Here is a 21297-nt window from a genome sequence, read left to right as displayed (position 1 = left end):
CCCGTGAGCCTGGCTCGCCCGGTGCCGTTCACCGCAGGCACCGGTCGGCGCGCCCGCGACCATGCCGGGCACCCTGGTCGTCACCACCCACAACGCCGCGCTGACCCATCTCACGCTCTCGCCCACCGGCCGGGTCAACCCGGCGTGCCGCTCGGGGTTCCGGCAACGTCGTGGATGCGCACCCTCTTGCCGGGTCCTGACCTCGACGCCCGGCGACCCGCACCGGCAGCACCGGCGCGGGTCGGCCGATCCGGTCGTACGTCGGCAGCAGCCCGGTGAGTGCCCGATCGGCACCGGATTCTCCGGCGGCGTGCCGCGCGCGGAGCGCGTCGGTCACCCCATTCGCCACCGCCCGCCTCGGGCGCGAAGTAGTCCCCCGGTCCAGGTCTTCGAGCAGGCCCGGCTCGCGCGGAGCCCAGCCCGTGAGCTCCCGGGTGACGGCGGCCGAGGCCGGACGGTCGATGCCGAGGAACATCCCGAGGAACCCGAAGTGCTCGTCCACCTGCCCGGCCGGGACCGAACGCACCGCGATGCCCTCGTCGGCGACGGCGTGCAGCACCGACCCCGCCGGCGCCTTCTCGAACGCCAACCGGGTCAGGCGCGCCGCGTCGCGGACGTGCACGGCGGTCCAGCGGGCGGCCCCGGCACCGGGATAGCCGGAAAACCCGTGCTTGCGGGCGAGCTCGACGAGCGTGGCCAGGAACCCGGCGTCGTCGCCTTCGCCGTGAACGGTCGGCGACAACCGCACGACCGAGGGCCGCAGCCCGCGCCAGGGCGAGGGCGGCGGGCTCGCCGACCCCGCCGGGGGTGGCGCCGTTCCGCTTCGTGGTGGGACGTCCGCCCGGCCCGTGCCCGAGCATGCCCGCGGCGACGGCGATCGCGCCGCCGGGTGGCAGTCCCGAACCCAGCGCTTCGATCGCCGCGACGTCGGAGGCGAACCCGCCGTCGAACGCGACGTCGTGCCGGAAGGCGAGGTGGACGACGGCATCGGCCTTCGCGGCCGCCTCGCGCAGCACGTCGGGATCCTCGACCGAACCGCGGACGACCTCGCCACCCCGCGCCCCCGACGACGGCGGCCGAGGCGGCCGACCGGGCGAGCCCGGTGAACACCGATCTTGGAACAGTCCCTTTGCGTGCCATGCAGGGACGGCAGGTGCCTTCCGTCACGCAGCGGTGTGCAGTCAGGACGGTTGTCGGCTGCGGGCGTACTGGGCCGGGGTCTGGTTGTAGCGCCGGCGAAATGACCGGATGAAGTGGCTGCTGTCGGCGAACTGCCAGCGGGCCGCGATCTCCGAGACGGTGTGGCCGATGGTCAGGGCGCGGCGGGCCTCTTCGAGGCGGCGGCGGCGGATGTAGGCGGCGACCGGTTCGCCGGTGTCGGCGAACGCGCGGTTCAGGGTGCGTACGGAGACGTGCAGTTCCCGGGCGAGCAGGCTGGGTGTCAGTTCGGGGTGGGTGAGCCACTGGTCGGCGAGTTCACGGGCCGCCGTGGCCAGTGCGGGCGCCAAGGTGGGCTCGGCGCCATCGACGTAGCGGTACACCACGCCGCGAGTCAGCTCGATCAGGGCGTTCCGGGCCGCGTCGGCGCCGTAGTCGGTGAGGTCATCGATCGTGTCGTGGAGCAGGTCGGCGTGAGCCAGCAGGAGGCGTACCTCGGGTGTGACTGCCGAGCCGCTGATCGGCCTGTCGCCCGGGTAGCCGCCGACGGCCCCGGCCGGCAATGCGATGGTGGCGCCTGCGGTCTGCGGGCTCGCCTCGAAGCCGGTCAGCCCGCCGGAGCGCCGCACCATGAACCGCCCGCCCGGCAGGGCGACCGGACCAGCAGAGTGCTGCAGGATCCAGGAACCCTGGTGCACGACGTACAGTCGCAGCTCGTCCGCCGCGCGCGGTGTGCCGGATCGCACTCTGACCGCGGTGCGGAAGTCGGTGAGACTCGCGTCCCGTAGCCGGGTCTCCCGGGTCTGCACACGGGCGCCGAGTTCAGTGCCGACGGCGTATTCCGGCGGTCGGTCGCAGCTGCCCGTCTGATCATCAAGTTCCGGCCGGCTCATGTCGCCATTGTGGCCCGTATGTTCCACCACATGGCTCCCGGATTCAATCAGCGGGCTCGGCGCACGACGTAGCTTGGCAAGGCCTGAGACACCCACCGCCTGTACGAGGAGCAGCACTTGACCAGCGCCCGGCAATCCACTCCGCCCGACGGGACGAACCCCCTGCTGGTGACCGGTTTCGACGCTGCCCGACGGATGCTGTCCGAACGGCGGGCATCGAAAGTCCTTGACGCAGACGCGATGGGACTCTCACCGGAACTGGGCGACGCGATGCTGCGCATGATCCTGTTCCTCGACCCGCCGGACCACACCCGCCTGCGTCGTCTGGTTTCGTCCGCCTTCACCGCCGCGCGCATCGAGGCGGTGCGCCCACGCATCGAGCGCGTCGCGGCCGACCTGCTGGACGCCATGGACGGCCCCGAGACGCTGGACCTGATCGAGGCGTACGCGTGGCCGCTGTCGATGCGGGTCATCTGCGACCTGCTCGGCGTCCCGGCCGACAGCCGCGAGGAGTTCCGCACGTGGACCGCCATCGTGGCCGGTGGAGCGGCCCGGGAACACGAGCAGCCCACCCAGCTGACCCGGTTGCTCGTCATCATCCGAGGAATGATCGCCCACCAGCGTGCACACCCAGGCGATGGCCTGCTCAGTGACCTGATAGCGGTCCGCGAGGAGGGGGACCGGCTCTCCGACGGCGAGCTGACCTCGATGGTCTTCGCGCTGCTGGTCGGCGGGCACGAAACCACCGCTGGCCTGATCGGCAACGGCGCATTCCGGCTGCTTGAAAACCGCGAGCGATGGAACCGGCTCCGAGCCGAGCCCGGGCTGCTGCCCACCGCGATCGAGGAGCTCGTACGGTTCGACTCCCCGCTGGCCACGACCACCTACCGGGCCGCCGCCGAGACGTTCGAGTTCGCCGGTCGGACAATTGCGGCCGGCACGCCTATCGAGATCAGCCTGGCGCAGGCCAACCGTGACCAGAGCCGCTTCCCGCAGGCGGACCGGCTGCAGCTGGACCGGGTCGAGAATCCTCATCTCGGTTTCGGCCACGGCATCCATTACTGCCTCGGCGCGCCTCTGGCCCGGATGGAGGCCCAGGTCGCTTTCACCGCCCTGATGAACCGGTACCCCGACCTCGACCTCGCCGTCCCGGCCGGCGAGCTGACCTGGCGTTCCGACTTCATGCACGCCCTGCCCAGCCTTCCCGTCCGGACCCGAAGCACCCGGCGGCAGGATGAGTGACCGGCTGAACCCGCTCGTCTCCGGGCTGACGGACGAAGAGACGGAACTCTGAGCTGGGACGCGGCTTCCTGGGCAATCCTCGACATCGTGACCGAGTCGGACGAGCCGTCCCTGAAACGTGGCCTCGCCCTGGCCCCGATGGGTGAGCTGTCGGTCGAGGACACCTGGCACATGGCTGCTGCCGGCCGGCCAGCAGCAGCCCGAGGAAACGCGGGATCAGCTTCTCGGCGTGCTGGCGCGGTCCGTAGCGGCGCGTCCTCGGCAGCGGCGCCGGTCGGCAGGGGACCGTAGACCTCGTCGGTGGACACGTGAACCACCTTGGCCACACGCTCGGCGTGCCAGCGGCCGAAGGTCGCGGAGCCGACCCGTACGTCGCCTATACGCTGGTCACCCGCGCGCTGGTCAAGCTGCGCCCCGCGGGGCTGGAGTGGATCAGCGCCGACCGCGCCGTTCGGGCTGCGGAAGCAGCAGGTCAGCCGCTCATTCTCGCCGAAGCCGAGCGCATGCTCTCCAGCGTGTGCCGCCGCGCCGGCGACCACGACCGGGCCGGCGCCCTCGTTGTACAGGCAGCCGGCCGGCTCGCGACCTGCTGACGGAGGCCGCCGCGACCGCGAACCGGCTCGACGGAGTCGGGGCTGCGCGGGCCCGGGCGAACCTGCTGAGCCACCGGGTCTCGGTGGAGCAGCTGCTCCGCGAGCCGGGGCCGCGGTGCATCACGCTCGCACAGCCCGCGGGGTCCGGTTCCCTGACGTCGAGCGGGAGGGGCGCTACTTGGTCGACCTTGCCGCGGTCCAGCTGCAGCTCGGCCAACCCGGACCGGCGTACAGCACGGTGCTGGCGCGGGCAGTTCCGGTCTCGCCGTCTCCAGCTTCTGCGATGTCGCGGAGGTTGCGGCGCGGGGGTCGATCGCCGTGCTCGGCCTGGCCTGGATCAGTGCTCGACGCCTGCGCACCAGACGCGGCTGATCGCACGCGTGGCGCGGATGTCGGCGATCGGGTCGCCGTCGAGCAGGACCAGGTCCGCGCGCAGTCCCGGCCGGATCGCGCCGCGGTCGGTCAGTCCGAAGTGCTTGGCCGGTAACACGGTCGCGGCGCGCAGTGCTTCCACTGTGGACAGTCCGGCGGCGACGAGCAGTTCGAGCTCGTCGTGCAGGCTCGCGCCGTGCGCGACGGGGAAAGGAGCTCCCGGCGCGGCGTTCGCGTCGGTGCCGGCCAGGACGGCCACACCCGCGCCGTGGAGCCTGGTCACCGACGTCGCCGCGCCTGCGTAGAGCTGCGGCCGGCCGGTCGCCGTCGCAACGCCTTTCATCATCGTCAGCGTCGGCACGACGACCTTCGCCCGCGCGAGGTCCCCGTCCGCGATCGGTGGCCCGAGCGGCGCGTGCGTGACGACGTCCACGCCCGCGTCCAGCGCCATCGTGTACGCCCCGGTGTTCGCGGCGTGTGCGACGACCAGCAGCCCGGCCGCGTGCGCGGCTTCGGTGAGGGCGCGGGCCACCGGCAGTTCGGGTCCGCCGCTCCCGGGTGCTTCGAGCACGATCTTGAGGTAGTCCGACCCGGCCGCGGTGCGGGCCGCGACGAAGCCCGCGGCCCGCGCGGGATCGGTGACGACCGCGTCGGCGGGCATGCCGGGCATGCGGGCGTGCATCCCGCCCGGCCCGATTGCGGGCACGCCGGCGCTGCGGATGTCGGGGAGCCCTGACCGGTCCCGCAGGCCGGCCAGCAGTGCCGCCGAGGTCGTCGCCATGTCGAGGGCCGTGGTGACGCCGTACCGGGCGAACTGTTCGAGGTTCTCCCGGCCGTGCAGGTGGACGTGGGCGTCGATGAGGCCGGGGAGCAGGACCTGTCCGGTTCCGTCGAGCACTGGGCCGCCGGTGGTTTCGTCGGACAGGCGGCCGCCGTCGACGAAGACGGTCCGCGGTTCCGTGAGCCCGGTGCCGTCGAAGACCCGGACGTTCGTGATGGCTGTCATAACCCACCCCTATAAGGAACGATATCGTTCACTAACGACCGTACACGAGAGGAGGGGCCGATGACGGAGACCCGGCGCCGCGGCGACGCGCTGGTCCGCGCGATCCTCGAGGCGGCGCTGGCCGAACTGGCCGAAACCTCGTTCGAGGAGCTGAGCTTCGAGAAGGTCGCGACCCGCGCGCGGACCGGCAAGGCGGCGCTCTACCGGCGGTGGGCGACGCCCGAGGAGCTGGTGCTGGCCGCGCTCACCGACCCGGACGCGGGCTTCGGGGAGACCCGGCCGCCGGAAACCGGAACCCTGCGCGGCGACCTGCTGGCCCTGCTCGGCGGGCTGGCCCGGGTGCTCGACGAACCGCGCGGCCGGGCCCTGCGCCCGCTGATCACGCAGCGGGCGCGCCATCCGGAGCTGTTCGCCCGGGTCCGCGCCCTGGTGCTGCGCCCCCGCCAGGAGCTGATCCTCGGCGTGCTGGCCGGCGCCGCCGAGCGCGGAGAGGCACGCCCCGCCGCGGTCACCGCCCGGATCGCCGCGGTGGGACCCCGCCTGGTCCTTGTCGAACACGTGGAAGCGGGGACAGCCACCGCGGCAGAAGTGACAGCGATCGTGGACGAGGTCCTGCTGCCGCTGGTGACGCCTCCGGCCCCCGGCCGATAGCCCACCCAGGGGCGGCGGCGGACCCGGAGTCGGTCCCGTGCTGTGACCGCGGCCCGCGAGCACCGCTGGCTGTCCACGATGAGCATCCGCACCCTGTTCGGCGCCCGAATGCGCACGCCCGCCGAATGCGCCGACCAACCGGCGGAAGCGGTCGTGCGGTACCGCGTGCGTTTCGTTCAGCTGCCCAGTCACAGCTGCTGACGAAGCTGCTCTCCGGCAGCCCGTCACATCAGCGGACCTTGCCGCGAAGCCCATGCGCGCAGGGTTTACGGGTTCGGGCTCAGGAGTTCCCTCGCGAGTGTCTTGGCCCACCACCGTTCGACGCGCACCGGCATCCAGGCGCGCTCGGTGATGAGGGTGACGTAGACGTCGACGTTGCACAACGCGGCGTAGATGTCGACGGCGGCGGGCACGTCGAGATCGGCCCGGAGTGCACCGGGAGGCCACGTCGAGAACATCTGGACGCGGGTCTGATCGGCTTGCCGCCGAGCCTGCCGGTAGAGGTCCGCGAGCTCGGGCTCGGTGCGGCCGGCCTCGCGCACCAGCGCGATGAGGTCGCCTGCACGTTCGAACAGCCGTCGGTCGTAGGCGGCCATCACGGCGATCTGCCGCCGCGGGTCGGGATCGGCTTCCAGCTCGTCGAGCATCCGGGGTAGATCCGCCGCGAGGTCCGCGGCGTCGGCCAGGGCCCAGACCAGTCCCTTCTTGTTCTGGTAGGCCGCGTAGACGGTGGGCAGGGAGACGTTCGCCTCGCGGGCGACGTCGCGCACCGTGGTCGCCGCCCAGCCCTGGGAGAGGAACAGCCGGCGTGCGGCGTCGGCGATCTCCACACGGGTCTGCTGCGCTTGCGCTAGCCGGCGCGCCGAGTCGTAGCGGCGCCGTCCTTCCTGATCCGTCCCGCTTGCCGGTTTCATCTTCTCGACCATATATTGACTATAGCATCCATACATTCAATTGGATCCGCACGAGAGCGAGTCGCCATGGGGAGCTTCACCGCAGTGGCAGGCCTGGGCGGCAGCGGGTTTGTGCTCACCGCCGTCGCCGTCAATGTCGTCTACGTCCGCGGAGGGCTGCCGTTACCGAACTCGGGCAAGAACCTCGATGCGGCCACGGACGCCTTCGCCGCCGTCGGCAAGGCGCTCCGGCGGCCCTCGGTGACCGCTCCGGCGATGTGGCTGTGCACCACGGTGTTTGCCGCGGGGCTGCTGTCCATCCTCTGGCGCAGCGGGGTGGAACCGGGTTCGTGGGCGCTGGTGGGCTTCGCCGGTGTGCTCATGCAGAACAGCACCTTCACGTGCATCGAGGCGCTGCGATTCGGCCTGGCTTCGGCCGCCGCCCGCGACCGCGGCTCCGTGGCGGGCCTGTGGAGCCTGAACAACGTGCTGTTCGGCTTCAACCAGGCATTCCTGGCCATCGCCCTGCTGGGGTTCACCACGGCCGGAACCGGGGCCGGGCTCATCTCCGCCTGGCAGGCGTGGCTCGGGTATGTCAGCGCAGGACTGTTGTTCCTCTCCGCGTCGGCCAGTCCTTACAACACCGACGGCACCAATCGGATCTCGTCGCTCGGCCTTCTCGGCTGGATTGGCTGGGTCACCTGGATCATCGCCTGCAGCATCACCCTGCTACAGCTTTGAAGCAGGCCGTGTGCAGCCTGGGACCACTCATGGCGGAGCCGAGCCGGCGTGGCGACCCGCCTGAGCAGAACCAGGTGCGATCGGGAGTTCGGCGCCGCCGATGTCTGCATCTGTGGGTTGGTTGTCCTTGAGTACCTTACGTTTCCTGACGAGACTTCCGGTGTGACTGATGTGGATCGGCGCGAGGTCGTCGTTGTGGTGTGTGCGGATGTGGTGCTGCTCGACCTTGCCGGACCGGTGCAGGTCCTCAACGGTGCGGGCGGGTACCGGGTGCGCCTCGCCTCCCTGGACGGTCAGCCAGTGCGCTCGGACACCGGGGTGGTGCTCGACGTGGACCACGCACTGTCCGATGTGGACGACTCGGTGGACACGGTTGTCGTGCCCGGGCCTCCGCCGGGTCAACTGGACCGGCTCCCCTCTGAGCTGATCGCCGAGGTCCGCCGGCTTGGCGGTGCCGCACGCCGGGTCACCTCGGTATGTACCGGTGCGTTCCTCCTGGCGGAGGCCGGATTGCTGGCAGGAAGGCGGGCCACCACGCACTGGTTCATGTGTGCCCAGCTGGCCGCGCGGTTCCCCGATGTGGCCGTGCGACCGGACGCCATCTACGTGCGCGACGACCCAGTGGTGACCTCGGCGGGAGTAACCGCGGGTATCGACTTGGCACTTGCCCTGGTCGAGGAGGATCACGGGCCGGATGTCGCCCGGGCCGTCGCGCGGCAATTGGTGGTGTTCCTACGGCGGCCGGGCGGCCAGTCCCAGTTCAGTGTCTGGGGCGACGTTCCTCCGCCACGCAGCCCCGCGCTGCGCGTCGTGCTTGACACGGTCGTGGCCGAGCCGGCAGCCGACCACACCCTGGCGGGGATGTCCGCCCGCGCAATGGTCAGCGAACGCCATCTGACTCGCCTGTTCCAGCGCGAGCTCGGGATCACCCCGGGCCAGTACGTCACCCGGGTCCGCGTCGAGGCCGCCCGCACACTGCTCGAGTCCGGCAGCGCCGGAGTGGCGGCCGTGGCCCGACGTTGTGGCTTCGGCTCCGACGAGACCATGCGCCGCCTGTTCCTCCAAACCCTCGGCACCACTCCCACCGCATACCGGCAACGTTTCGCACACCTCGTAGAGGAGACCTGATGTCCCGTCCCGTTCCCCGTCGCGTCGTACTGGGTAGCGCCGCTGGAGCGGCAGTCACCGCCGCCGGAGTCGTGATCGGCGGACCGGCCGCTGACGCGAGCCAGCCCGACCTGTCCTTCCCCGCCACCTCGTTGGCCCGGCGGGTCCACACACTGGTGACCGAGACACAGGAGCCGTTCCTGCGTAACCACAGCCTGCGTAGTTTCCTGTTCGCTCGCGCGGCCGCCGAGCGGCAGGGCAGACGACCGAGCCAGGACTACGACGCCGAGCTGGTGTTCCTCGTTTGCATGTTGCACGACATGGGGCTGACCGACGAGGGAAACACCGGTCAGCGATTCGAGGTCGCCGGGGCCGACCTCGCCGCGCGATTCCTCGAACAGCACGGCGTGACCGACCACCGGGTGGACACCGTGTGGGAGGCCATCGCACTGCACACCTCCCCGCAGCTACACGAGTCACCGGTGTTCCAGCGGCGTCGCCCCGTGGAGATCGGCATCGCACAGAAGGGAATCGGCATCGACGTGGGCGGCCCCGACGACCCCGGCCAACTCCCGCCCCGGTTCGCCGACCGCGTGCACGCCCGCTACCCCCGCCTCGGTGGCAGCCGTGCCCTCACCGACGCCATCGTCGCGCAAGCCCTGACCGACCCACGCAAGGCGCCCCCGACGACCCTCGCCGGTGAGATCGTCCACCAACGACACCCCGCTTTGCCCTACCTGACCTGGGACATGATCCTCGACGCGAACACCTGGCGAGATTGACCAGCGTGGTAGCCCATGAGCATCTCCTGTGAGATGCACCGCTCGCGGCCGCGTGCACGGGTTCCGCCCGCGACCGGGCTCGCACGACGTCGACGAACTCCTCCTCCGGGGCGGGTCCCTCGGCGATCGCGATCGAGGCGATGGCGAGGGACGAGGTGGGGTCTTCGTCCTCGATTTCGAGGAAGGCCGCGTCGAGCGGGCTCAGGCGGTCCATGACGTCCTCTCAGTGGGCGATGTCGACGACTACCCGGCGGATCGCGTCCGGCGGCCCGGCTTGCGTGAACACGCGGAAGGGCAGCTTCCTGCGCACGCCGACGGCGAACGTGCTCTGGCCCTCGAAGGAACCGGCGAAGCGAACGGCCCGCAGCGACGGCCAACCCGGTGTGGTCACCAAGGTGTCGCCGGTCTTGGCCAGGACCCGGCCGGGCTGGTGCCCGGCGTCGTCGGTGCCGAGCGCGGGCGCCCGGACGACGACCTCGAGGGCCGCTCCTCCGGGAACCGGGAGGGGGTCTCCCTTCGGGTCTGTGGCCACGACCGCGACGTAGTGGACGGTGAACCCGGCCTCCGCCGGGCCGTTGACGTCGAAAACCACCCGGTCGAAGCAGCCGTGACGCCCGGCGCGCACGAGGTAGAGCGCTTCCCGGCTCATCGTGTCGGAGCTGAGAGCGCCGGTTCGCCAACCGGAGGTCACCGCGCATGACGGCGTCGCCGGTGGTGGCGATGTCGTCATGCGCGGCGGAACCGTGGTGGCGCCCGGCGCCGGGATGGTGGTCGGCGGCGTGGAGGGCAGCGCCGTCGTGGCCGGAGGAGTGCTACCGGCGGCCGGCACCGCACTCTGGTCACTCCCGCAGCCGGCGACAGCGAGCCCTGCTGCCAGGAGGATCGTCGCCGGGCGCATCGTCAGCTCGTTCGGGTCAGGGCGTCGCGGCGGCGTTCGTACTCTCCTGGGCGATCTCCCCACGCGAACCGCTCGTCGAGGATCCGCCTGGCGGTGTCGCCCGGCGTCGGCGGTTGCGGTGCCCTGCGGGCGAAGACGACGAGTGCGGCCAGGACGAGCGCCATCAGCACGAGCATGCCGATGCCGCCCGCCCAGCCCATCGTCGTGACCACGGCCTACGGTGTGGGCTGACCGGCTACCTCGCCGCGGTGAGCGCCGCGCTCGGTGTCGGCGAGGAGTCCTGCACCGTGGATCTCGGCACCCCGTCTCGGGCTACGTCGCGCTGGACGTACGACTGCGCAGCCACCCGGGCCGGGACATGGCTCTGCTGTGGGACGAGCGCCACGGGTGGGCGTTCGTCATGGAGACCCAGTCCGGCGAGGACCTGCTGGTAGTCGCCTATCTCGGCGGCGAGCTCGTGCCGTCGCCGTCCCGGATCCGCCGCTTCGTGGCCGGTATCCACTCCACCGGCGGGCCGGTCTCCGCGCCGGTTCCGGTGGATCTGCGCGGCGACCCGGGCGAACTGGCGGCCCGTCTGCTGCGCTACCGCCGCGACGAGTGGTCCGCGTCTTTTCTGGGCCGGACCGGGTGACTCGGCATGTCCACTGCGGAGGGAAGACCTTGGACGGCAGCCGAGACCGAAGTACTGCTCCGGTCATTGATGCGCGCGCCGTCGGTGCACAACATCCAGCGCAACTGGCGCCTACGCCGACCTTCGCGACCCCGGCCGGCTCCTGTGACGCTGGCTCGTCAAACTTCAGCAGAAGCGGATCCCGTCTGGTTGATGGCAGCCGGTACCGGTGGCCGAACGGGTCGGATCATGCCGTAGTGGACGAGGAAGTCCCCGCGCAAGTTCCCGGTGATCATGCTTCAGCCCCTTCGTACCACGGAACTACCGGGCGGTTACGCGACGGGGATCGAAGACACGCGCCATCGTCCGGGCAGCCCGCCGGCGGCTCAGGAGCCGGCTCGCGGCCACGCCGAGGCGGTTCGCGCGGCCGTCGATGACGACGGGGCCCGGGTCGCGGCTCTCCAGGTGGTTCAGTGCGGTGGTCACGACGTTGTCGGGTCTGCGTAGTTTTCCGGCGGTCAGCACGGCCGCGTCCGGGCCCATGCTCGACGTGAAGTCGGTGGCGGTGGCGCCGGGGCAGACGGCGAACACGGTGACGCCGGTGCCGCGCAGCTCGGTCCACAGTGATTCCGTGAAGCTGAGGGAAAACGCTTTCGCGGCACCGTAGACCGCCATCCGGGGTGCGGGCAGGTAGGCGGACACGCTGGCGAGGTTGATGACGAAGCCGTGGCGGGCGTTCACCATGCGGGGGAGGAAGGCGGCGGTCAGCCGCATCGGCGCCAGGGCGCCCACGGCGATCTCGGCGGAGAGGCGGCCGGGTTCTGACTCGAGGAACGGGGCGAACGATCCGGACGCGGCGTTGTTGATCAGGCCGGTGACGTGGAGGCCCTGTTCGGTGATCGCTTGGTGCAGTTCATCGGCGGCCTCGGGTCGGGCGAGGTCCGTCGGGATCACGTCGATGCGGGCATCGGTGGCGCGGCGGAGTTCCTCCGCCAGCGAGGTCAGCCGGTCGGCGCGGCGGGCGGCGAGCACGAGGTTCGCGCCGCGGGCGGCCAGTGTCCTGGCGAACGCGGCTCCGATGCCGGAGCTCGCTCCCGTGAGCAGGACGGTTTGGGTGCGGTAGTCGATGGTCATGCCACCAGCGAACCGGCGGGCGGCGCGCGCGTCCAAGGCCTGTTTCGCACCTGGTCATGCACGAGCGGTATCGCGGAGGAGCAGCTTCTGCGCGGAACGGACGAACTCCGTCACGAGCGGGTTGGTTTCCCCGGCACGGCCGGCTACGACGACCTGGCTCGGCTCGGCCCCGTCGACGGGCACGGCGACCACGTCGGGACGCAGGGTGAAGCGCCGGTCATCGGCGGGAACGACCGCGATGGCAGTGCCCTCGGCGATGGCCTCGAGCTTGTCGTCGTAGGTGTCGGCGAGGGTGGGGCCCAGCGAGGCCGGATCGCCGCCGTCGCGGGGTTCGAGCCGCCAGAAGCCGACCCAGTCTTCGCCCATGCCGGTGCAGCCGACGAGCGGTTCGGACCGGACGTCGGAAACGTCGATGGACTCTTTGCCCGCGAAGCGGTGGGCGGTGGACACCAGCGCGACCAGGGGCTCGGTGTAGAGCGTCGTGACGGCGAGGTCGTCTGCTGGGATCGGCAGCGGTGCGCGGATGACGAGTGCGTCGATCTGCCGGTCCAGCAGCGCGCCCGCCTCGCGCGAGCTGAGGTGGCGGGTGCGGACGTGGGCGCGGGGATGGCGGTTTTGCAGGTCGCGGACGGCGGGCGTGATGAGGAGGTCGTCGGCGTACCCGACGGTGATGGTGCGGGCCGGCGCCGCGGCGCGCGCGGTGAGCACGGCTTGCTCGGCGCTGTGCACCAGTTGCCGCGCTCGAGGCAGGAACGCCGCGCCGGCGGCGGTGAGGCGGCTGCCCTGGCTGGTGCGTTCCAAGAGGCGTACCCCCACTGCGCTTTCCAGCCGCTGGATCTGGCGGCTCAGGGACGGCTGGGCGACCCGCAGCTGCTTGGCCGCGCGGGCGAAGTTCAGGTGTTCTGCCACCACCAGGAAGTATCTGACCAGCCGCAGATCCAGATCGGACAGCATGCTCACAGGCTACTCCGTCATGCAGTTCCGGTATGGCGACGTGCGAACGAGGTCTTGGACGGACAGCCAGGTTCGGTGGTGTCTTGGGGGTATGACCATTGCTTTCGTCAACGGCGTTCCCGTGACTCCCGCGGTGTGGACGCCCTTGATCACCGAATTGCCCGAGGCCCGGCGGCGGGAAGCGGTCCTGCTTGCGCCGCCGGGCTTCGGCGCACCCCTCCCGGCGGATTTCGCGGCCACAGTGGACGACTACCGGGACTGGCTCATCGATGAGCTTTCGCGGTTCGACGCGCCGGTCGACCTCGTCGGCCACAGCTTGGCGGGCGGGTACGTGCTGGAGGTGGCGATGAGCCGTCCCGACCTGATCCGCAGCTGGGTGAGCGACACCGTCGCCGGTTACGAGCCGGACTACACCTGGCACGACCTCGCGAAGCTGTGGCAGACACCCGGCGCGGGGGAACGCCACCTCGAGGAACTCTTCTCGGGGGATGCCGGTGACCGGGCGGCGCGCATGGTCGGCTGGGGCATCCCGGAGCCGACCGCCGGTGAGGTCGCGCTCCACCAGGGCGCGGAGATGGGCAGAGCGATTCTCGCGCTGTACCGGTCCGTGCCCCAGCGGGTGCTGATCGAGCGAGGCCGCGACTTGCCCGCGGCGGCAGCGAGGCCCGGGCTGGTCCCCATCGCCTTGCGGGACGACACTGTGGGCAGCCCCGCCATCCGCCGCCGGGCCGCCGAACGGGCCGCCGCCCGCACCGCCGACCTCGACGGGCTCGGCCACTGGTGGATGCTCGACGACCCAGCGCGGGCGGCGGCCATGCTGGTCGACTTCTGGGACAGCTACTGAGGCGTCGTGGAGTTCTGCTCGGACGGCCCGGCGGCACCGGGGAATGATCAATTCCTGTCGTCATCGGGGTCGTCGGCCAGCGAACCGTCCGCTACGGGCGCGCCGAACGAACAGGCGCGATTCGGACGCGCGCATGTCCGGCCGTAGGATCGCGAGCGTGCTCATCCCGGACGGAGTGGACGTCGTCTTCCCGGACACGGCGGCGGCGATCGACGCGCAGCGGGCCGCGCTGATCGGGCACCGCGACGGTGGCGAGCAGACCGTCCTGCTGATCGCCGACGTCGAGACGGGCGTGCGTGAACTGCTCTTGCCCGATCCGGGCTTGTTCGACCGGGCGGCGTTGCTGGTGGGTGGCGGCGAACTGGTCGTCGCGATGAACCACGACCGCGTGCTGCGAGTGGGAACGGCCTTCGAAGAGCTGGGCGTCGATCCGGGTCCGGACGTGCCCGCTCCGGCGCCGCCGGTGGTGGCCGGGGGGACCGCGCACAGCGCCGACGGCCGGGCGTGGCCGGTGCGCCAGCAGTTCCACCACGACGAGCCGCGCTACCTGCGGGACGTGGTCGTCGACGGCGGGACCGCGGCCTACGGCGACTTGCTCAGCCTGGTGGTAGCGGACTTCCCGGCCGCCGGCCAGGAGGACCCGGACCAACTGCCCGACCTCGGCGATGTGTGGACCGACGGCGACGAGCGCTTGGTGTTCGTCGTGGGGCGGGGGGTGTGGGGCCGCCGCAAGCACGGTGTGGATTTCCACGGCTGCTACCGGCTGGGTCCGGACGGCCGGGTCACCGACCGGATCCGGGAAGAAACGGGCTTGCACGACCAGCCTGGCAAGCACGGTGTGGACGGCCGTTTCACCCACGGCGGCGAGCACGTGATCCTCACCCCGGTCTTCAAGTCCGGTGGCCGCCAGCGCGTGCTGCGCGTGGCCGACGGCACCGTGCGGATCGTCGGGCTTCCCGCCACCACTCACCTCTTCGACCACGTCGCCGGGTTCTGGTGGGCCCGTACGGAAACAGAAGTCGTGCGCTACTTGGACGACGAAGTCTTCTGATCGCCCACGGAGGTGACAGCAGCAGTGAGCGATCCGATGAGCAGGTCCCGCCGTAACGACGTGGGTTCGAAACGGCCAAGCAGCTCGTCGCCGCTGGTTTCGATCTCTGGCTCGCTGCGCGTGACGGAGGTAAAAGCGAATGACCTGCACACGGCGAAGCCCCGGCCTGGCCGGGGCTTCGCCGCACGGGTGGTCGTCACCCGCCTCCAGGCGAGGACACCTGCGCCGACGTGCTCGGCGACGCCACGGCTTCCGGCCGGTAGCCCAATCGCCCACGGGTCGCGATCAGCACTGCCGCCGCCGCGATGGCCGACGAGACCAGGAACACCAGTGCGACGTCGTCGGCTCCCGCGTTGGGGAACACGTCCGCCCACGCGACCGAGATGGTGTTGTTCACGCCCGTGTGGACCAGCATCGCGATCGGGAGGCTTTGGCCGCTGCGGTTGAACACCCACGTCATCAGGATGCTGAACAACGTGGTCGTCGCGATGAACACCACGATCGTCCAGACCGTCACGTCCGGCCAGCGGCCCCACTCCGAGAAGAACAGCGGCAGGTGCCACAGGCCCCACAGCGGACCCAGGATCAGCGTTCCGCGCAGGGGGCCGAACTTCGGCTGCAGGTGCGGGAGCGCGAAGTCGCGCCAGCCGGGCTCTTCCGCGAGGCCGGTGGTGACCATCTGCAACACCAGCCCGGGCACCAGGGCCACGAACACCGCCGCGCCCGGTACGTGGGCTTCACCGCCGTTCAGGACCATGCCGGTCAGGATGAGCGCCGCCGGGACGCCGAGGATCGCGCCCACGTACCAGCGCCAGTTCACCTTCCACTTGAGCAGCCGGCCGGCCCAGCGCCGCAGGCCCGGGCGGCCCTCGGCGGCCGCCGTGACGAGGAAAGCCGCCAGGATCGGACCCAGGTAGGCGCCCGGCAGCACGCCGAACAGCTGCGTCGTGCCCATGATCTCCGGGAACGCGATCTCCGGTTCGACGCCGAGGCCGTTGCGGCCCAGGATGTACGGCGTCCATGCGATCCAGCTCAACCCCATCGCGAGGGTGAAGAAACTGATGAGCGGGTATCGGGCGATCAGGCCGCGTAGTCCGGTTTTTTCAGGTTCCGCCATGGTTTCCCTTTCTCGAGCGCGGACATTCATTCGCCGACGCGCATGGCCGTGACTGCGGCCGGGCGGAGGACGAACGGGGTTGGAACGGCGATGGCGCCCCGGCCGGCGACGGCAGCGGCGGCGAGGATCCCGGCGGGGCGCGGTGTGCGGCGCCGTCCCGGTCAGGCCGATGCCGATGCTGCCCCGGGGTGGCAGGACAGCGACCGACCCCGGCACGATCACGGCTACGAAGGCCGCCTCGCCACTCTCCGAAGTGGGTGATCCGCTCGGCGATGTGTTCCGGCGTTGCAGGACTGGAACACGAACCCGGTCCGCTCGCGCCGCAACGCGGTCAGCTCGGCCTCGCGGCGCCCGGTCAACTCGGCGTCGCCGAGCATGATGCGCCCCGACGTCGGCCGGTCCACTCCGAGTCCATCCGCACCGCGTATTCGAGTTCGTTCGCCACTGCTGCCATCGCCGTCTTCCTTCACCTGTCCGCGTTGATCCGACGCTAGGAGCAGGAAAGGCGCGGCACACGCCCCCGCACACCCGAACCGGGGGTGTAGCCAGCTACACCCCCGCGGGGGGTTCAGTAGAGTCGCAGCACTACCCAGGCAGGGGGGCGGCGATGAGGACGGCGATCAAGCGCAGCACCGCTGCCACCGCGGTGCTCGCGTCGGGCCTGCAAACGGCGCTGCCCGCGCTGGCAGGCGTGATCGTCCTGCCGTTGCTGGTGCTGCTGCTGCCGTTCGGGCCGGCGGTGCTGAAGCCGGTGCGCGTCCTGGCCGGGCTGGAGCGTGAGCGGGCCGGACGCCACCTCGGGTACCCGCTGCCGGAAGCCGCCTACGCCGAGCGCGGTGGCCGGCTGCGCGCGGTGCGGGACCCGGCGACCTGGCGCGCTCTGGTGTGGATGGCCGTGCACGGGTTCGCGGGCACGTTCCTCGGCCTGCTGGGCATCATGCTGTGGCCGGCGATCGCCGAGAGTGCCACGATCCCGCTGTACTGGTGGCTGTTCCCGCCGGAAAGCTTCGCCGGGATGTTCGTCATCATCCGGACGTGGCCGGAGGCTCTCACCCTGGCGCCGCTGCAGGCAGTGGTCTACGCCGCCGCAGTGGTGTGGCTGGTGCCGCTGATCGCGCGCGGCCAGCTGCGGCTCGCGCGGTCGCTGCTCGGGCCGAACGAGGCGGAGCTGCTGGCCCAGCAGGTCGAGCGGCTCACCGAAACCCGGGCCGAGGCGCTGGAATCGCACGGTGCCGAGCTGCGCCGCATCGAGCGCGACCTGCACGACGGCATCCAAGCGCAGCTGGTCGCGGTCTCGGTGCGGCTCGGGCTCGCCGCGCGCGCCTTGGCGGGCGAGCCGGGCAGCCCCGCGGCCGAGCTGGTGAAGGACGCCCGGACGGGCATCGAAGACTCCCTGGGCAACCTGCGCAGCCTCATCCGCGGCATCTACCCGCCGATCCTCGCCGACCGCGGGCTCACCGGCGCCGTGCACGCGCTGGCGGGCGGCCAGCGCATCCCGGTGACCGTGCGTGTCCCCGACGATCTGCCGCGCCCGCCGGCGGCGATCGAGGCGGCGGCCTACTTCGTCATCGCCGAGTCGCTGACCAACGTCACCAAGCACAGCACGGCATCGCACGCCGAAGTCGTCCTCGACGGCGACGGGCAAAGCCTGCGTGTCACGGTGCAAGACGACGGCCAGGGCGGCGCCGACGTCCGGGGCGGCAGCGGGCTGTCCGGCATCCGGCGCCGGGTGGCGGCGCTCGACGGCACCGCCCGGATCGACAGCCCGGCGAACGCGGGAACGACGATCGAGGTACTGCTGCCATGCGGATAGTGCTCGCCGAGGACAACGCCCTCCTGAGGGAGGGGATCTCGCTGCTGGTCAAGAGCGCGGGGCACGAGATCGTCGGCATCGCGGCCAGCGGCCCGGAAATCCTGCCGACAGTGCTCGCACACCGGCCGGACATCGCGGTGCTCGACGTCCGGCTGCCGCCGTCCTTCCGCGACGAGGGCCTGCGTGCGGCGATCGAGGCCCGCGACCACCTGCCCGGGCTGCCGGTGCTGGTGCTGTCCCAGTACGTCGAGCAGGCCTACGCGAAAGAGCTGCTGGAGACGGGCGCGGCCGGCACCGGCTACCTGCTGAAGGACCGCGTCGGCCGGGTCGAGGAGTTCCTGGACGCACTCGAACGCGTCGCGGCGGGCGGCACCGCGCTCGACCCGGAAGTGGTGTCGCAGCTGATGAACAAGCGCGACCCGCTGCAGAGCCTCACCGCGCGGGAACAGCAGGTGCTGCACCTGATGGCCCAAGGACTGGACAACCTGACGATCGCCGGCGAGCTGGTGGTCACCGAGCGCGCGGTGACCAAGCACATCGGCAACATCTTCCGCAAACTCGGCCTGCCCGCGAGCGACAGCGGACACCGCCGGGTGCTGGCGGTGCTGGCGTACGTCAATGCCTGAGGCCGGAGCGCCACGGATGTCGCACGAGCAAGTCGGCTTGGAACCCGACCTGTCACTCGCGACCCGTACCACTGAGTGAGGGACCGGGCCGGTTCTCGAGCAACGCCAGTGGTTCAAGGGCGCGGACGTCGACGGGTGATCACCCGTCAGGACGTCCGGTTGGTGGGCGAGTGCTCCATCGCGGCCCGGGGTGCGCGGCCGCCCGCCGGCCGACCGAGGGACGAAGCCGTGCGTACCGCCGAACCCCGAGCGGGAGATGCATAAGTAATTTATATAAGTCTGCTATGCTTCAGGGGTGAGTCGCCGAGACGCCGCGCCGGGCGCTGCCGATGCCATCGGGTCAGCCCTCTACGGTCTGGCCACCAGGGCCGTGAGACGCCTTCCTCGCGACATGAGCCTGACGTCCGCCGCCACCTTGGCCACCTTGGACAAGACCGGTCCGCGACGGATCACCGAGCTGGCGGCGGCCGAGGGCGTCACCCAGCCCGCGATGACCGTCCTGGTCCGGGTGATGGAGGAAGCCGGGCTGGTCGAGCGGACGGGCGATCCTTCCGACAAGCGGGTCACGCTGGTGTGCCTGACCGAGGCCGGCGCGTCGTACGTCCGGACGCGACGCCAGGCGGGCGTCGACGCGTACGCGCGGTTGATCGACGAACTCCCCGGTGACGAGGTCGAGGCGTTGGCGGCCGCCCTTCCGGCGCTGCGGCATCTGGCGGAGCTCGAAAGCCGCGCCCGAGAGGGGGCGGACCGGTGACCGCGGCCCGGGCTCATGACCAGCTGATCCGTTCCGAGGCCCGCCTGCTGGTCCCCGCCCTGATGTTCATCGCCCTGGTCGTGGCGGCGGTCGCCAGCCTCGGAACGCCGCTCATCACCAGCGTGGCGACCACGTTCCCCGTCTCCCTCGACAGCGCGCAGTGGACGCTGACCATCGCCCTGCTCAGCGGTGCCGTCGCCACACCCGTCCTCGGCCGGCTCGGAGCCGGTCCGCGCCGGCGGGCCACGATCCTCGTCACGCTGGCGATCGTCGTCGTCGGCAGCGCGCTCACCGTGCTGCCGCTGCCGTTCGCGTGGCTGCTCGTGGGCAGAGCGGCCCAAGGCGTCGGACTCGGTCTCACGGCGCTGATGATGGGCGTGGCCCGCGACCATCTTCCCGAGGCGCGCAGCGCGGCCACGATCGCCCTGATCTCGGTGGTCTCCATCATCGGAGCCGGCGTCGGCTACCCGCTGGCCGCGCTGCTCGCCGAGCTCGGCGGACTGCGGGCCGCCTACGGCCTGGGCTTGCTCGTCACCGCCATCGCCTTCGTGACCGCGTGGCGCTCGGTGCCGGCAGCTCCCGCAGGCCGCTCCGCTCGAGTGAACGTGACCGGTGCGCTCGTCCTGGCGGGTGGACTGTTCCTCGTCCTCTTCCTGGCCGGCGAGAGGAGCCTGTGGAGCCGGCACCTCGCCGTGGCGGTGGCCCTTGCCGTCGCCGCCGTATTGTTGCTCTGCGTCTGGACCGTTTCCGAACTGCGAACCAAGACGCCCCTGGTCGACGTCCGGGCGGTACGGCACCCGGCGGTCGCCGGGGCGAACATCGCCATGTTCGTCGGCGGGAGCGGCATGTACCTCCTGCTCACGCTCATCACCCGCTACGCGCAGACGCCCCACAGCGCCGGCTACGGTTTCGGGCTGACCACCTTCGTGGCGGGGCTGGTCCTCATCCCGTTCTCCGTGCTGGGGTTCGTCGCCGGCAAGCTCACGCCGCGGGTCCGGGAACGGATCGACGGCCCGTTGCTCCTGGCCGGCAGCGCGGCCATCGTCGGCGGCGGGTTCGTCCTGTTCGCCACCGCCCGGTCCACCCTGGCCGAACTGCTCGTGGCCATGGGTGTGCTGGGCTTCGGCGTCGGCAGCTTCGCGGCCGCCATGCCCGGTGTCATCCTGGCCGTCACCCCCAAGAGCGAGACGTCGAGCGCCATGAGCTTCAACTACGTCGTCCGCAGCGTCGGATACTCCCTGGGCAGCGCGATCGGCGGCCTGATCCTCGCCGCGGGCACCGGCCCCGGCCACCTCTTCCCCGACGAGGGCGCCTACACCACCGCGGCGCTGGTCGGCATCGGCGCCATGGCGGTCACGACGCTGACGAGCCTCGCTCTCGCCCGCCGACGCTCGTCCGAGACCAACCCGTAAGTCATCCCCAACACTGGAGGGTCCATGCCCAAGGGCTACTGGGTCAGCGTCTACCGCACCATTTCGGACCGCGAGAAGCTGGCTGCCTACAACAAGCTGGCTGCTCCGGCCGTCAAGGCCGCAGGCGGGCGGGTGCTCGCCCGGGACGGCCGGGTCCTCGCGCACGACGCCGGAATCGCCGAGCGCACCATCCTGATCGAGTTCGACAGCTTCGAGCAGGCGGTCGCGGCGCGCGAGAGTGCGGCCTACCAGGAGGCGCTGGCCGCACTCGCCGACGGCGTCGAGCGCGACTTCCGCATCGTCGAAGGCCTCGGCTGACGATCGAGGCTGCATCGGCGGCGAACACGACGCCGGCTGCGGGGATCACCCCGGCTCGTCAGCGCGCCGCACCGTCGCGAACAGTGTCAGGCCAGTGGCATCGGCGGTGATGTCCAGGCCGGCGACGGTTCCCGGCGGCGGCGCGGCATGGATGTCGGCCTCGAGGTCGGCGGGGGGACGTTCGGCGAGGTTCCAGCGGCCGATGTGGGTCATCCGGGCGTCGTGGGAGCTGGGCAGGAGCCCTCGCGTCGGGCAGGCCTTCCCGGGTCCGAGGGGCGTCTGGCTCGCTGCCCTTTTCGGGGGTGACAGGTCGGGGCGGCAACACCGT

General features: G+C 71.3%; 25 protein-coding genes. 15 read left to right on the top strand and 10 right to left on the bottom strand.

What is annotated here, in order from left to right; translation table 11 throughout:
* Positions 1-28 precede the first annotated feature (28 nt).
* Positions 29-742, bottom strand: coding sequence for a Rossmann-fold NAD(P)-binding domain-containing protein (locus tag ACZ4TR_RS44275; RefSeq protein ID WP_465294499.1), 714 nt, complete (start codon positions 740-742; stop codon positions 29-31).
* A 106-nt stretch (positions 743-848) separates the two neighbouring features.
* Between ACZ4TR_RS44275 and ACZ4TR_RS44270 the strand changes: the two genes are divergently transcribed.
* Complete coding sequence (locus ACZ4TR_RS44270; protein WP_465294497.1) at positions 849-1106, top strand: hypothetical protein; 258 nt, start codon at positions 849-851, stop codon at positions 1104-1106.
* A 75-nt stretch (positions 1107-1181) separates the two neighbouring features.
* On the opposite strand, the gene ACZ4TR_RS44265 is transcribed toward ACZ4TR_RS44270, so the two are convergent.
* A complete protein-coding gene (locus ACZ4TR_RS44265) occupies positions 1182-2168 on the bottom strand; it encodes a helix-turn-helix domain-containing protein (protein ID WP_465294495.1) in 987 nt (328 codons plus the stop codon).
* Between ACZ4TR_RS44265 and ACZ4TR_RS44260 the strand changes: the two genes are divergently transcribed.
* Positions 2169-3293: a cytochrome P450 family protein gene (locus ACZ4TR_RS44260; protein WP_465294493.1), complete on the top strand. Its 1125-nt coding sequence runs from the start codon at positions 2169-2171 to the stop codon at positions 3291-3293.
* 308 nt (positions 3294-3601) lie between these two features.
* Positions 3602-3886 (top strand): hypothetical protein, encoded by a 285-nt coding sequence (locus ACZ4TR_RS44255; protein ID WP_465294491.1) that lies wholly within the window; start codon positions 3602-3604, stop codon positions 3884-3886.
* A 337-nt stretch (positions 3887-4223) separates the two neighbouring features.
* On the opposite strand, the gene ACZ4TR_RS44250 is transcribed toward ACZ4TR_RS44255, so the two are convergent.
* Positions 4224-5264, bottom strand: coding sequence for an amidohydrolase family protein (locus ACZ4TR_RS44250; protein WP_465294489.1), 1041 nt, complete (start codon positions 5262-5264; stop codon positions 4224-4226).
* A gap of 60 nt (positions 5265-5324) precedes the next feature.
* On the opposite strand from ACZ4TR_RS44250, the gene ACZ4TR_RS44245 reads away from it, so the two are divergent.
* Positions 5325-5915 carry a TetR-like C-terminal domain-containing protein gene (locus tag ACZ4TR_RS44245; protein ID WP_465294487.1) on the top strand — a complete coding sequence of 197 codons (591 nt, stop codon included), beginning with the start codon at positions 5325-5327 and terminating at the stop codon, positions 5913-5915.
* 266 nt (positions 5916-6181) lie between these two features.
* On the opposite strand, the gene ACZ4TR_RS44240 is transcribed toward ACZ4TR_RS44245, so the two are convergent.
* Positions 6182-6841 carry a TetR/AcrR family transcriptional regulator gene (locus ACZ4TR_RS44240; protein WP_465294485.1) on the bottom strand — a complete coding sequence of 220 codons (660 nt, stop codon included), beginning with the start codon at positions 6839-6841 and terminating at the stop codon, positions 6182-6184.
* Positions 6842-6895: 54 nt separating this feature from the next.
* On the opposite strand from ACZ4TR_RS44240, the gene ACZ4TR_RS44235 reads away from it, so the two are divergent.
* The 3 genes from ACZ4TR_RS44235 to ACZ4TR_RS44225 all read left to right on the top strand — a co-directional run bounded on the left by ACZ4TR_RS44235 (position 6896) and on the right by ACZ4TR_RS44225 (position 9438).
* Entirely contained in the window at positions 6896-7549 is a 654-nt protein-coding gene (locus ACZ4TR_RS44235; RefSeq protein WP_465294483.1) for a hypothetical protein, read from the top strand.
* A gap of 162 nt (positions 7550-7711) precedes the next feature.
* Positions 7712-8677, top strand: a complete 966-nt coding sequence (locus ACZ4TR_RS44230) for a GlxA family transcriptional regulator (protein ID WP_465294482.1) — start codon at positions 7712-7714, stop codon at positions 8675-8677.
* The gene (locus ACZ4TR_RS44225; RefSeq protein ID WP_465294480.1) at positions 8677-9438 is read left to right on the top strand and encodes an HD domain-containing protein; all 762 of its coding nucleotides are present in this window, start codon (positions 8677-8679) and stop codon (positions 9436-9438) included. The genes ACZ4TR_RS44230 and ACZ4TR_RS44225 overlap by 1 nt, the downstream gene beginning before the upstream one ends.
* 223 nt (positions 9439-9661) lie before the next feature.
* On the opposite strand, the gene ACZ4TR_RS44220 is transcribed toward ACZ4TR_RS44225, so the two are convergent.
* Complete coding sequence (locus ACZ4TR_RS44220) at positions 9662-10087, bottom strand: AMIN-like domain-containing (lipo)protein (RefSeq protein ID WP_465294478.1); 426 nt, start codon at positions 10085-10087, stop codon at positions 9662-9664.
* Between the two features lie 251 nt (positions 10088-10338).
* A complete protein-coding gene (locus ACZ4TR_RS44215; RefSeq protein WP_465294476.1) occupies positions 10339-10548 on the bottom strand; it encodes an SHOCT domain-containing protein in 210 nt (69 codons plus the stop codon).
* A gap of 8 nt (positions 10549-10556) precedes the next feature.
* On the opposite strand from ACZ4TR_RS44215, the gene ACZ4TR_RS44210 reads away from it, so the two are divergent.
* A complete protein-coding gene (locus tag ACZ4TR_RS44210) occupies positions 10557-10967 on the top strand; it encodes a DUF6292 family protein (protein ID WP_465294474.1) in 411 nt (136 codons plus the stop codon).
* Positions 10968-11267: 300 nt separating this feature from the next.
* On the opposite strand, the gene ACZ4TR_RS44205 is transcribed toward ACZ4TR_RS44210, so the two are convergent.
* Positions 11268-12080: an SDR family NAD(P)-dependent oxidoreductase gene (locus ACZ4TR_RS44205; RefSeq protein ID WP_465294472.1), complete on the bottom strand. Its 813-nt coding sequence runs from the start codon at positions 12078-12080 to the stop codon at positions 11268-11270.
* Positions 12081-12134: 54 nt separating this feature from the next.
* Positions 12135-13034 (bottom strand): LysR family transcriptional regulator, encoded by a 900-nt coding sequence (locus ACZ4TR_RS44200; RefSeq protein WP_465294470.1) that lies wholly within the window; start codon positions 13032-13034, stop codon positions 12135-12137.
* Positions 13035-13125: 91 nt separating this feature from the next.
* Between ACZ4TR_RS44200 and ACZ4TR_RS44195 the strand changes: the two genes are divergently transcribed.
* Entirely contained in the window at positions 13126-13878 is a 753-nt protein-coding gene (locus tag ACZ4TR_RS44195) for an alpha/beta fold hydrolase (RefSeq protein WP_465294468.1), read from the top strand.
* A 133-nt stretch (positions 13879-14011) separates the two neighbouring features.
* Positions 14012-14929 carry a hypothetical protein gene (locus ACZ4TR_RS44190; protein ID WP_465294466.1) on the top strand — a complete coding sequence of 306 codons (918 nt, stop codon included), beginning with the start codon at positions 14012-14014 and terminating at the stop codon, positions 14927-14929.
* A gap of 196 nt (positions 14930-15125) precedes the next feature.
* Here the strand turns inward: ACZ4TR_RS44190 and ACZ4TR_RS44185 are convergent, their stop codons facing one another.
* Entirely contained in the window at positions 15126-16046 is a 921-nt protein-coding gene (locus tag ACZ4TR_RS44185; protein ID WP_465294464.1) for a CPBP family glutamic-type intramembrane protease, read from the bottom strand.
* A 607-nt stretch (positions 16047-16653) separates the two neighbouring features.
* On the opposite strand from ACZ4TR_RS44185, the gene ACZ4TR_RS44180 reads away from it, so the two are divergent.
* The 5 genes from ACZ4TR_RS44180 (at position 16654) to ACZ4TR_RS44160 (ending at position 20969) form a co-directional block, all read left to right on the top strand.
* Entirely contained in the window at positions 16654-17859 is a 1206-nt protein-coding gene (locus ACZ4TR_RS44180; RefSeq protein ID WP_465294462.1) for a sensor histidine kinase, read from the top strand.
* Entirely contained in the window at positions 17850-18485 is a 636-nt protein-coding gene (locus ACZ4TR_RS44175) for a response regulator transcription factor (protein WP_465294460.1), read from the top strand. Before ACZ4TR_RS44180 ends, ACZ4TR_RS44175 begins: the two co-directional genes overlap by 10 nt.
* 391 nt (positions 18486-18876) lie before the next feature.
* Positions 18877-19239 (top strand): MarR family winged helix-turn-helix transcriptional regulator, encoded by a 363-nt coding sequence (locus ACZ4TR_RS44170; RefSeq protein ID WP_465294458.1) that lies wholly within the window; start codon positions 18877-18879, stop codon positions 19237-19239.
* Complete coding sequence (locus ACZ4TR_RS44165) at positions 19236-20651, top strand: MFS transporter (protein WP_465294456.1); 1416 nt, start codon at positions 19236-19238, stop codon at positions 20649-20651. The genes ACZ4TR_RS44170 and ACZ4TR_RS44165 overlap by 4 nt, the downstream gene beginning before the upstream one ends.
* A 24-nt stretch (positions 20652-20675) precedes the next feature.
* Positions 20676-20969, top strand: coding sequence for a DUF1330 domain-containing protein (locus ACZ4TR_RS44160; protein ID WP_465294454.1), 294 nt, complete (start codon positions 20676-20678; stop codon positions 20967-20969).
* Positions 20970-21014: 45 nt separating this feature from the next.
* Here ACZ4TR_RS44160 and ACZ4TR_RS44155 read toward each other — a convergent pair whose 3' ends face one another.
* Positions 21015-21182 carry a hypothetical protein gene (locus ACZ4TR_RS44155; RefSeq protein ID WP_465294452.1) on the bottom strand — a complete coding sequence of 56 codons (168 nt, stop codon included), beginning with the start codon at positions 21180-21182 and terminating at the stop codon, positions 21015-21017.
* Positions 21183-21297 lie beyond the last annotated feature (115 nt).

It is taken from the genome of Amycolatopsis sp. NPDC028719 (assembly GCF_055565395.1).
Note: the sequence above shows the minus strand (reverse complement) of the source record. Positions and strands in the feature narration are given on the sequence as shown.

Bases quoted from the DNA above. Each gene is read 5' to 3' on its own strand.
- ACZ4TR_RS44185 (WP_465294464.1), bottom strand. From the start codon at position 16,046: ATGGCGGAACCTGAAAAAACCGGACTACGCGGCCTGATCGCCCGATAC.
- ACZ4TR_RS44180 (WP_465294462.1), top strand. From the start codon at position 16,654: ATGAGGACGGCGATCAAGCGCAGCACCGCTGCCACCGCGGTGCTCGCG.
- ACZ4TR_RS44240 (WP_465294485.1), bottom strand. From the start codon at position 6,841: ATGGTCGAGAAGATGAAACCGGCAAGCGGGACGGATCAGGAAGGACGG.
- ACZ4TR_RS44170 (WP_465294458.1), top strand. From the start codon at position 18,877: ATGAGCCTGACGTCCGCCGCCACCTTGGCCACCTTGGACAAGACCGGT.
- ACZ4TR_RS44190 (WP_465294466.1), top strand. From the start codon at position 14,012: ATGTCCGGCCGTAGGATCGCGAGCGTGCTCATCCCGGACGGAGTGGAC.
- ACZ4TR_RS44175 (WP_465294460.1), top strand. From the start codon at position 17,850: ATGCGGATAGTGCTCGCCGAGGACAACGCCCTCCTGAGGGAGGGGATC.
- ACZ4TR_RS44200 (WP_465294470.1), bottom strand. From the start codon at position 13,034: ATGCTGTCCGATCTGGATCTGCGGCTGGTCAGATACTTCCTGGTGGTG.
- ACZ4TR_RS44235 (WP_465294483.1), top strand. From the start codon at position 6,896: ATGGGGAGCTTCACCGCAGTGGCAGGCCTGGGCGGCAGCGGGTTTGTG.
- ACZ4TR_RS44245 (WP_465294487.1), top strand. From the start codon at position 5,325: ATGACGGAGACCCGGCGCCGCGGCGACGCGCTGGTCCGCGCGATCCTC.
- ACZ4TR_RS44250 (WP_465294489.1), bottom strand. From the start codon at position 5,264: ATGACAGCCATCACGAACGTCCGGGTCTTCGACGGCACCGGGCTCACG.
- ACZ4TR_RS44155 (WP_465294452.1), bottom strand. From the start codon at position 21,182: ATGACCCACATCGGCCGCTGGAACCTCGCCGAACGTCCCCCCGCCGAC.
- ACZ4TR_RS44225 (WP_465294480.1), top strand. From the start codon at position 8,677: ATGTCCCGTCCCGTTCCCCGTCGCGTCGTACTGGGTAGCGCCGCTGGA.
- ACZ4TR_RS44220 (WP_465294478.1), bottom strand. From the start codon at position 10,087: ATGAGCCGGGAAGCGCTCTACCTCGTGCGCGCCGGGCGTCACGGCTGC.
- ACZ4TR_RS44195 (WP_465294468.1), top strand. From the start codon at position 13,126: ATGACCATTGCTTTCGTCAACGGCGTTCCCGTGACTCCCGCGGTGTGG.
- ACZ4TR_RS44160 (WP_465294454.1), top strand. From the start codon at position 20,676: ATGCCCAAGGGCTACTGGGTCAGCGTCTACCGCACCATTTCGGACCGC.
- ACZ4TR_RS44205 (WP_465294472.1), bottom strand. From the start codon at position 12,080: ATGACCATCGACTACCGCACCCAAACCGTCCTGCTCACGGGAGCGAGC.